9 protein-coding genes are annotated in these 8,601 nt (G+C 68.4%); 4 read left to right on the forward strand and 5 right to left on the reverse strand.

Translation table 11 applies throughout. The annotated features are described in order from the left end of the window. Window positions 1–7 precede the first annotated feature (7 nt). The 4 genes from ACJH6H_RS27075 to ACJH6H_RS27090 form a co-directional block, all read right to left on the reverse strand. Complete coding sequence (locus ACJH6H_RS27075; protein WP_346417061.1) at window positions 8–994, reverse strand: hypothetical protein; 987 nt, start codon at window positions 992–994, stop codon at window positions 8–10. 108 nt (window positions 995–1,102) lie between these two features. Then, on the reverse strand, window positions 1,103–1,975 hold the full coding sequence (gene mmsB, locus ACJH6H_RS27080) for a 3-hydroxyisobutyrate dehydrogenase (RefSeq protein ID WP_061004494.1): 873 nt from the start codon (window positions 1,973–1,975) through the stop codon (window positions 1,103–1,105). Window positions 1,976–2,053: 78 nt separating this feature from the next. Further along, window positions 2,054–3,214 carry an acyl-CoA dehydrogenase family protein gene (locus tag ACJH6H_RS27085; protein ID WP_061004505.1) on the reverse strand — a complete coding sequence of 387 codons (1,161 nt, stop codon included), beginning with the start codon at window positions 3,212–3,214 and terminating at the stop codon, window positions 2,054–2,056. A gap of 15 nt (window positions 3,215–3,229) precedes the next feature. After that, entirely contained in the window at window positions 3,230–4,750 is a 1,521-nt protein-coding gene (locus ACJH6H_RS27090; protein WP_061004492.1) for a CoA-acylating methylmalonate-semialdehyde dehydrogenase, read from the reverse strand. 275 nt (window positions 4,751–5,025) lie between these two features. Here ACJH6H_RS27090 and ACJH6H_RS27095 point away from each other — a divergent pair, with 275 nt between their 5' ends. Beyond that, window positions 5,026–5,352: a hypothetical protein gene (locus ACJH6H_RS27095; RefSeq protein ID WP_064981178.1), complete on the forward strand. Its 327-nt coding sequence runs from the start codon at window positions 5,026–5,028 to the stop codon at window positions 5,350–5,352. Between the two features lie 22 nt (window positions 5,353–5,374). Next, window positions 5,375–6,745 carry an RNA polymerase sigma factor gene (locus tag ACJH6H_RS27100; RefSeq protein ID WP_204158427.1) on the forward strand — a complete coding sequence of 457 codons (1,371 nt, stop codon included), beginning with the start codon at window positions 5,375–5,377 and terminating at the stop codon, window positions 6,743–6,745. A 196-nt stretch (window positions 6,746–6,941) separates the two neighbouring features. Here the strand turns inward: ACJH6H_RS27100 and ACJH6H_RS27105 are convergent, their stop codons facing one another. Further along, a complete protein-coding gene (locus tag ACJH6H_RS27105) occupies window positions 6,942–7,655 on the reverse strand; it encodes a hypothetical protein (protein WP_064858363.1) in 714 nt (237 codons plus the stop codon). A gap of 155 nt (window positions 7,656–7,810) precedes the next feature. Here ACJH6H_RS27105 and ACJH6H_RS27110 point away from each other — a divergent pair, with 155 nt between their 5' ends. Both ACJH6H_RS27110 and ACJH6H_RS27115 read left to right on the forward strand, forming a co-directional pair. Next, window positions 7,811–8,065 carry a hypothetical protein gene (locus tag ACJH6H_RS27110; RefSeq protein ID WP_060998932.1) on the forward strand — a complete coding sequence of 85 codons (255 nt, stop codon included), beginning with the start codon at window positions 7,811–7,813 and terminating at the stop codon, window positions 8,063–8,065. 190 nt (window positions 8,066–8,255) lie between these two features. Further along, a partial coding sequence (locus ACJH6H_RS27115; protein ID WP_406776180.1) for an RNA polymerase sigma factor occupies window positions 8,256–8,601 on the forward strand: 346 nt, incomplete at its 3' end.

Genomic DNA, 8,601 nt, shown 5'->3' on the forward strand with positions numbered 1-8,601 from the left:
CAGCGGCTCAGAACCACGGAAGGCTGACCTTCGGCAGGCCGATCTTCGGGAAAATCCGCGGGTGCGGCGGGAAGCCGATCTGCGGGTGCGGGATGTCCGACATGTCGGGCAGGCCGACCTTCGGGGCCTTCGGCAGACCGATCTCCGGGTGGGGCAGGTCTTCGGGCTTGGGCAGCTTGGGCGTGCCGAGCTTGGTGAAGTCCGGCATCTCCGGCAGGCCGGCGGACGGGAGCTTCGGCAGACCGATGCCGGGCAGCTTCGGTGCGGCGAGCGCGCCGAGCGAGCCGATGGCCGGTGCGCCGATGGCCGGCAGGCCGCCGAGGCTCGGGGCAGCCACCGCCGGAGCCGCCATGGCGGGAACCGACAGGGCCGGAGCAGCGGCCGCAGAGGAGACCTTGGCGATGTCGCCGACGGTGGACAGGGTGCCGAAGGTGGCGGCAGTCGCAGCCGGAGCTGCGGCAGCGGCGACCGGGGCGCCCAGCGTCGCGGTCGCAGGCACGGCGGAGAGGCTGGTGATCTGGCCGAGTGCGAGGCCGCCCAGTGCCGTCACCAGACCGCCGAGACCGGCGTCGAGCACCAGGCTGGGCAGGCTCAGGCCGGGCAGGCCGAGGGACAGCGGCACGGCGACGGTGGCCTCCGGCGGCTGCATGCTCGACAGGTTGATCGGCGGGAAGCCACCCAGGCTCCAGTCGTCACCCCACTCGAGGCCGTTGTCGTTGTTGCGGGCCGTCTTGCCGGTGTGGCCGGCGGTCGAGCTCGAGGTCGAGTTGGAGACGGTCTTGCTGCTGGCCGTACCGAGGTCACTCGACGGCGTCGTGGCCGACTCGTTGTTCTTGCTGGCCTGCTGCGTCTGCGTCGGCTGAGCCGGGTCGGTGCCCGGGTTGCTCGGGCTCGACGGGCCGGGCGATGCGAAGGCGACGCCCGCCCCGAAAAACGCCACAGCAATCGCGGTAGCCGAGGCGGTGGCCCCCTTGGCGGAATATTTGAAAGTCATGCGGCGCGAATCCTCCCTGTGCGACCCACGCATCCTATGCCCTAATGCGCGCGATGTCACAGTTAACTAACGAATACCACTGTGACGTGCGGTGATGGTGATGCGACATCATTGACGCAGCCGGTTGATTACCGCGCTGAAGTCGAGATCGGGATGCTCGGCGGCAAACTTTGCGTAGATGTCCGCGGCGTGGCTACCGAGGGGTGCCGACGACCCCGTCGAGCGCACCGCAGCCATCGCCAGACCGAGGTCCTTATTCATCAGGGCGGTGGCGAAACCGGGCTGGAATCCGTTGTTGGCCGGGGAGCTGGGGACCGGTCCGGGGACGGGACAGTTCACCTGCACCGCCCAGCAGTTGCCGGTCGCACCGGTGATCACGTCGAACAGCGACTGCTTGTCCAGGCCGAGGTGCTCGGCGAGCACGAACGCCTCACCGATCGCGATCTGCTGGACGGCGAGCACCATGTTGTTGCACACCTTGGCGGCCTGGCCGGCCCCCGAGTCGCCGCAGTGGATGATCTTGCCGGCCATCGGCTCGAGCACCGCGCGTCCGCGTTCGAAGGCCTCGGCCTCGCCGCCGACCATGAACGCCAGCGTGCCGGCCGTCGCGCCTTTCACGCCGCCCGACACCGGCGCGTCCAGTTGGGCGAAGCCGTGCTCGCCGGCCAGACGGTGCACCTCGCGGGCGTCGTCGACCGAGATGGTGGACGAATCGATGAACAGCGTGCCGGGTGCCGCGGCCGGCAGGACGTCGGCGTAGCAGCGCTTCACCAGATCGCCGTTGGGCAGCATGGTGATCACGACGTCGGCGCCGGCCACTGCCTCGGGGCCGCTGTCGAAGGTCGTCGCGCCGTGCTCCCGTGCGGCCTGCGCGGCGGCCGGGACCGGGTCGAAGCCGTGCACGGTGTGCCCGGCCGCGATGAGGTTGGCCGCCATCGGGCCACCCATGTGGCCCAGCCCGAGGAATGCGATCGTCGCCATCAGTGTGTCCTCCCTAGAGTTCTCGGCGATTTGTGCACGATTTCCCGCGCTCGCCGCGGATTTTCGTGCACAAATCGCTCAGTTGCGTGCGGCGGTCGAGGCCGCCCGACCGATGACCACGCGCATGATCTCGTTCGTCCCCTCCAGGATGCGGTGCACCCGGAGATCGCGGACGATTTTTTCCAGCCCGTACTCGCGCAGGTAGCCGTAGCCGCCGTGCAGTTGCAATGCCTGGTCGGCCACCGTGTAGCAGGCCTCGGTCACGTGGAGCTTGGCCATGGCGCACAGTTCGACCTTGCGCGGATTGTTGGTGTCGAGTGCGGTTGCCGCCCGCCACAACATGTTTCGCGAGGTTTCCAAGGCGGTCGCCATGTCCGCGAGGGCGAACCGGATGGTCGGCTCGTCGATCAGGGCCCCGCCGAAGGCCTCACGCGACGCCAGATAGCCGAGCGCCGTGTCGTAGGCTGCCTGCGCGCCGCCCAGGGAGCAGGCGGCGATGTTGATGCGTCCCCCGTTGAGGCCGTTCATCGCGATGGAGAAGCCGGTGCCCTCGCCGTCCGAGCCGCCGAGCATGGCTTCGGCGGGCACCCGCACACCTTCCAGGATCACCTGGGCGGTGGGCTGGGCGTGCCAGCCCATCTTCTCCTCGTTGGCGCCGAAACTCAGTCCCGGCGTGTCCTTTTCGACGATGAAGGCCGAGATGCCACGCGGTCCGTCGGCTCCGGTGCGGGCCATCACGACGTAGACGTCCGAGACGCCCGCGCCCGAGATGAACTGCTTGACCCCGTCGAGCACGTAGTGGTCACCGTCACGAACGGCCTTGGTGCGCAAGGCCGCCGCGTCGCTGCCGGCGCCCGGTTCGGTGAGGCAGTAGCTGGCGATGGCCTCCATCGAGGCCAGCTTGGGCAGCCACGTCTTGCGTTGCTCCGGGGTGCCGAAGCTGTCCACCATCCACGCGCACATGTTGTGGATCGACAGGAACGCCGCGATGGTCGGATCGGCGGTAGCGAGCTGCTCGAAGATGCGCACACCGTCCAGCCGGCGCAGCCCGCTGCCGCCGACGTCGTCGTTGCAGTAGATGGCCGCCATGCCCAGTTCGGCGGCTTCCCGCAGGACGTCGGTGGGGAAGTGCTCGTCGGCATCCCACGCCAAAGCGTTTGGCGCCAGCCGTTTTTCGGCGAACGCGGCGGCTGTTTCGGCGATCACGCGTTCGTCGTCGTCGAGTCCGAAGAGGTCGATGCTCAACGCAGGCCCTTACTTGAAGGTCGGGATCGAGAACTCGGCCCCGTCCTTGATGCCCGACGGCCAGCGCTCGGTGACGGTCTTGACCTTGGTGTAGAACTGGATCGACGCCGTCCCGTACTGGTTGAGGTCGCCGAAGCCGGACCGCTTCCAGCCGCCAAAGCTGTGGTAGGACACCGGAACCGGGATCGGCACGTTGACGCCGACCATGCCGACCTGCACGCGCGAGACGAAGTCACGGGCGGTGTCGCCGTCGCGGGTGAACACCGCGACGCCGTTGCCGTACTCGTGCTCCGACGGCAGGCGCAGCGCCTCCTCGTAGTCGTGGGCGCGGACGATCACCAGGACGGGGCCGAAGATCTCGTCGGTGTAGATCGACATGTCCGGGGTGACGTGGTCGAACAGGGTGGGGCCGAGGAAGAAGCCACCGGACAGGTCGGCATCGTCGAACGTGAGGTCGTCGCTGGCGCGTTCGCGGCCGTCGACCACGAGCTCGGCGCCGGCGTCCACGCCCTGGGCGATGTAGCCCCGCACGCGCTCCAGCGCCGCGCCGGTGACCAGGGGGCCGTAGTCGGCCTTCGGGTCCAGGCTGTGGCCCACCCGCAGTTGGTTGACGCGCTCGACGAGCTTGTTGCGCAAGCGGTTTGCGGTCTCCTCGCCGACGGGGACGGCGACGCTGATGGCCATGCACCGCTCGCCGGCGCTGCCGTAGCCGGCACCGATCAGGGCGTCGACGGCCTGATCCAGGTCGGCGTCGGGCATCACGATCATGTGGTTCTTGGCGCCGCCGAAGCACTGCGCACGCTTGCCGTTGGCGGCGGCGTTCGAGTAGATGTACTGCGCGATGTCGGTGCTGCCGACGAAGCCGACGGCCTTGATGTCGGGGTGCGCCAGGATGGCGTCGACGGCCTCTTTGTCACCGTTGACCACCTGCAGGACACCGGCCGGCAGACCGGCCTCGATGAACAGCTCGGCGAGGCGCAGCGGCACCGAGGGGTCGCGCTCGGACGGCTTGATGATGATGGCGTTGCCACAGGCCAGCGCGGGTCCGGCCTTCCACAGCGGGATCATCGCGGGGAAGTTGAACGGCGTGATGCCGGCGACGACGCCCAGGGGCTGCCGCATCGAGTAGACGTCGATGCCGGATCCGGCGCCCTCGGTGAACTCACCCTTCATCAGGTGCGGGATGCCGACGGCGAACTCGATGACCTCGACGCCGCGCTGGATGTCGCCGAGCGAGTCCTCGAACGTCTTGCCGTGTTCCAGTGAGAGCAGGCGGGCCAACTCGTCCTTGTTCTGGTTCACCAGATCGATGAACTTCATCAGCACGCGCGACCGGCGCTGCGGGTTCCACGACGCCCATTCCTGTTGTGCGACAACGGCACCCGCCACCGCGGCGTCGACGTCGGTGGCCGACGCCAGGAGCACCTGGGCCTGGGTCTGGCCGGTGCTGGGGTTGAGCACGTCGGCGGTGCGGGTCGATTCGCCGGTGGTGCGCCGGCCGTTGATGAAGTGCGGAATCTGGGTGGTCATGACGTCCGTCCAAAGTTATGGAGAGTTCGGGATTCTCGGCTCACGCGCCGGGATACTTGCATATCCTAGTAATTGCGGCCCGGTGTTGGCAAGGGGTTGCCGGCATGGCACCTGCGGCCCTGACCCGCTGTGGTTGCTCCCGGGTATCTGCGCGGTCTGAGACTTCTTTGCGGATGCCTGACCAAATTCGGAAAAACTTGTCAGGATTGATACGGCGAGATGCTCCTACATACAAGCGAGGCCAACCGGGCCGAGCGAAGGACAGGCGGAGCACAATGGCTACCAAGCTGAAAAAGTTCGTTGCTGGAATTGCTGCGGCAGCGGCAGTACCGGTAGCTCTGGCGGGCGCTGGAACCGCGCACGCGAACCCATTGGGAGTGAATCCGGTGCCGCACTACGGCGGCATCTGGATCGGTTGGAGCGGCGGCAGCGGGGGCACCTGGTGCACCTACACCTCCGACTGGTTCACCACGCGGGCCTACCAGAACTCCGCCGGAGAGGCGGGCTTCTTCGTGCCGGGCATTCCGCTCAACCGGTTCTGGGACATCAACGTCAACTGCGACAACGGCGACACCGGCTTCTACCCGGCCTACTACTACTGATGGGGGGAGGAGAACCCCGCCGATGAGCGCGCTTATCGATTGGGACGAAGCACCCGACGAGGAACTCGCCCGCGCGGCCGCCTCGGGCGACCGCGCGGCGTTCGCCGCGATCTATGACCGCTACGCGGACCGACTCAACGACTTCGTCGTGCGCATGGTCCGGGACAGCGACGCCGCTGCCGACTGCGTCCATGAGGCGTTCTGTACCGCGGCGACCGGGCTGTCGAAGCTCCGCCAGCCCGAGAAGCTGCGGCCGTGGTTGTACGCGGTGTCGCGCTCCCAGGCCTTGCGGCACATTCAGCGCCGCAAGCTCGAACAGCCGGCCGACGACGAATACCTCGACGGCGCGTCGGCAGAGGCCGGTCCGGACGCCCTGGCCGAGCAGGTCGACCTGGCCCAGCTGATCCGCGAGGCCTGCGGTGGCCTCTCGGACCGTGACCGCGAGGTCATCGAACTGAGCTACCGCCACGGGCTCGACGGACCGGAACTCGGCAAGGCACTCGGCGTCAGCCCGGCCACCGCCAACACCCTGACCCATCGCGCCCGGGAGATGGTCGGCCGCTCGCTCGGTGCGTTGCTGGTGGCCCGGCAGACCCAGCAGGACCCGGCACGATGCCCGGGTCTTGCCGCGGTGCTCGATGGTTGGGACGGAACGATGACGGTGTTGATGCGCAAACGCATCGCCCGGCACATCGAGTCGTGTCCCGAGTGCGAATCCGAACGAGGCCGCCGGGTGAGTCCGGCGGCGCTACTGGGCGCCATGCCCTTCATCCCGGCCCCGAAGGAGCTCCGGGACACCACGCTTGCGGACATTCAGTTGGTCTGTTGGACAACCGATCTGGTCGATGGCGCCGACGCCGGTGCAGGCGCCGACCCTGGTGCAGGCGCCGACCCCGGTGCCGGCGCCGACCCCGGCGTCGGTACCGCGCCCGCGGAGGAACGACGCCGCCGGCTGGCTCTGCCGATCAGCCTGGCCGCCTGCGCGCTGCTGCTGGTTGCGGGTCTGGTCTGGACGCTGACCGGGCCTGCCCGCCACGGCCGGGAACCGGTCGACAGCGGCATCACGGCGCCCTTGGATACACCCGCGACGACGCCGCTTTCCGCGCCGCCGAGCACCCCGCGGAGCGCGCCGCCCAGCGCGCCAGGGATGCTGGTGCCTGGGATTTCGACCAAATCGGTCGCACCGCCGGTGGTGGTGGTGCCGAGTCAGCAACCGCAGCCCCAGCAGGATTCCCCGGCTGCCGAACCGATGCCGGCACCGCAGCCGTCGCCACCGGATCACACGGCCGGCAGGCCCGGCCCGGTGACGCGTCCACCGATGTCGGTTGCGCCGCCGTCGTTCGAAGCGCCGCCGCCTCCCACCGGCGATGCGGGTTCCGGCGTCCGGCGTTGAGCCGTTGACTCTGACGTGAGGGCGTGTGCCTCGCGCAGAAGTGCGCCTTGGTTACAGGGTCAACGCGGCTTGGGTGCGTTGGGCCGTTGATCCTGACGTGGGGGCGTGTGCCTCTCGGACAACTGCGCCCTGGGTACAGGGTCAATGAAAAGCCCGCCACGGTAACCACCGTGGCGGGCTTGTGGGTCTGGTGATGTCAGCCGGCATCCAGAGGCAGATTCGGGTTGACGGGCGGGGTCTTTCCGGGGCTCGGAATGGCGAGTGGGCCCTTCAGCACCGGCGGTTCAGGCTTGGTGGGCGGTTCCTTCGGCGGTGCCGCCGGCGGCGCCGGCAGATTGATGACGATCGGCGGGAACGTGGGCATCGGTTGTAGCGGCGGTGCCGGGACCACCTCGGGGGCGGGAGCCGGTGGTGCGACTTCCGGGGCGGGTGCGGCCGCGGGTGCCGCGGTGACGACCGGTGCGGCCGGTCGCTGGGGCACGGCCGCCGGCACGTGGTCGGGAACCACCGGAGCGGCCGGTGCTGCCTGCGGGGCAGAGGGTGCCGGAAGCGCCGACGGCGGTTGCACCAGAACGGCGGGCGCGGCCGCGGGAACGGCAGTCGAGCCGCCGGCGGCCGCCACGGAGGTGCCCGCGTCCAGTGAACCGATCGCGGTGAATGCCACGGCGGCCGACGCCACGATCACACTGGCCGCGCCGCCCAGGGCAAGCGCCACGCGGCGCCGGGCCCAGCGGCCGTCGTCGGTGCCGACGGCGACGGTGAGTTCGTCCTCCGGCGCATCGGGTATGTCGAGTTGGTCGCTGTACGCGAGCCGGGAGAAGGTCGCCGAACGCGGGCCGGCGTCTATGGCGTCAGCCGCGATGGTGTTGTCGGTGTCGGGGTTCCACGGGGTGGGTGAATGGTTGCTCATGCTGGTATGAGCACTGCCGGCAGCAGAGTCTGACAAGTTTTTTCGTGGCAATTCGGATTCTTCCGAAAAAAAGTGTCCCCGGCGTCCGGGGGTCGCGCTCCTACCTATGACAGAGCCCGCACGGGGCGTCTGCAACACCGAACAAGGAGCGCGAAATGACCAACAACACCCCTGCCAAGCGGCAGTCTCTTGCGAAGCGGGCTGCCGCGGCAGCGCTGCTGTCCGGCAGCATGGCCCTGGCCGGCATGGGCCTGACGGCGGGCACCGCACAAGCCCAGCCGTCCATCCCTGCTCCGCAGACCTGGGGCCACGACTACTGCTCGTGGGCCTGGTGGGACTGGGAGCACTGCCACTACTACTGGCACTGGTACGACTGGGACTGGAAGCACTCCGACCACAAGAAGCACTGACTGGCCGTGATGGCACCCCGCCTGCGCGGATTCGAGACGCAGCCGGGTCCGGTGTTGAACCGGGTCCAGGCTGCTCTCGTTCTCCTCAATGAAGCCAACGCCGATGCTCGTTGATTCGGCAAACCATCTCGCCTTCGCCGGATTAGCATCAGTGCATACCGGCGATCGATCCGGTACGGGAGCCCGTCTCATGACCGCAGTGCCAGATTGGGACATTGTCAGCGACGCCGACTTGGTCGGCGCCGCGCTCTCCGGAGACCGCATGGCATTTGCCGGTATTTATGACCGCTATGCCGACCGGCTCCACGACTTCTGCGTCGGCATGGTCCGGGACCGCGATGCTGCCGCGGACTGCGTCCAGGACGTGTTCTGCACTGCCGCAACAGCTTTGGACAAGTTGCGGGAACCCGACAAGCTGCGCCCCTGGCTGTACGCGATTGCCAGGAACGAGGCGCTGCGGAGGAATTGTCAATACCTGTGGATCGGCTTGTTTCAGGCGACCTCCGTTCCAGTTGATTCGGTCGGTGCCGAGTCCG

The organism is Mycobacterium sp. SMC-21, from assembly GCF_045310825.1.
Lineage (GTDB): Bacteria > Actinomycetota > Actinomycetes > Mycobacteriales > Mycobacteriaceae > Mycobacterium.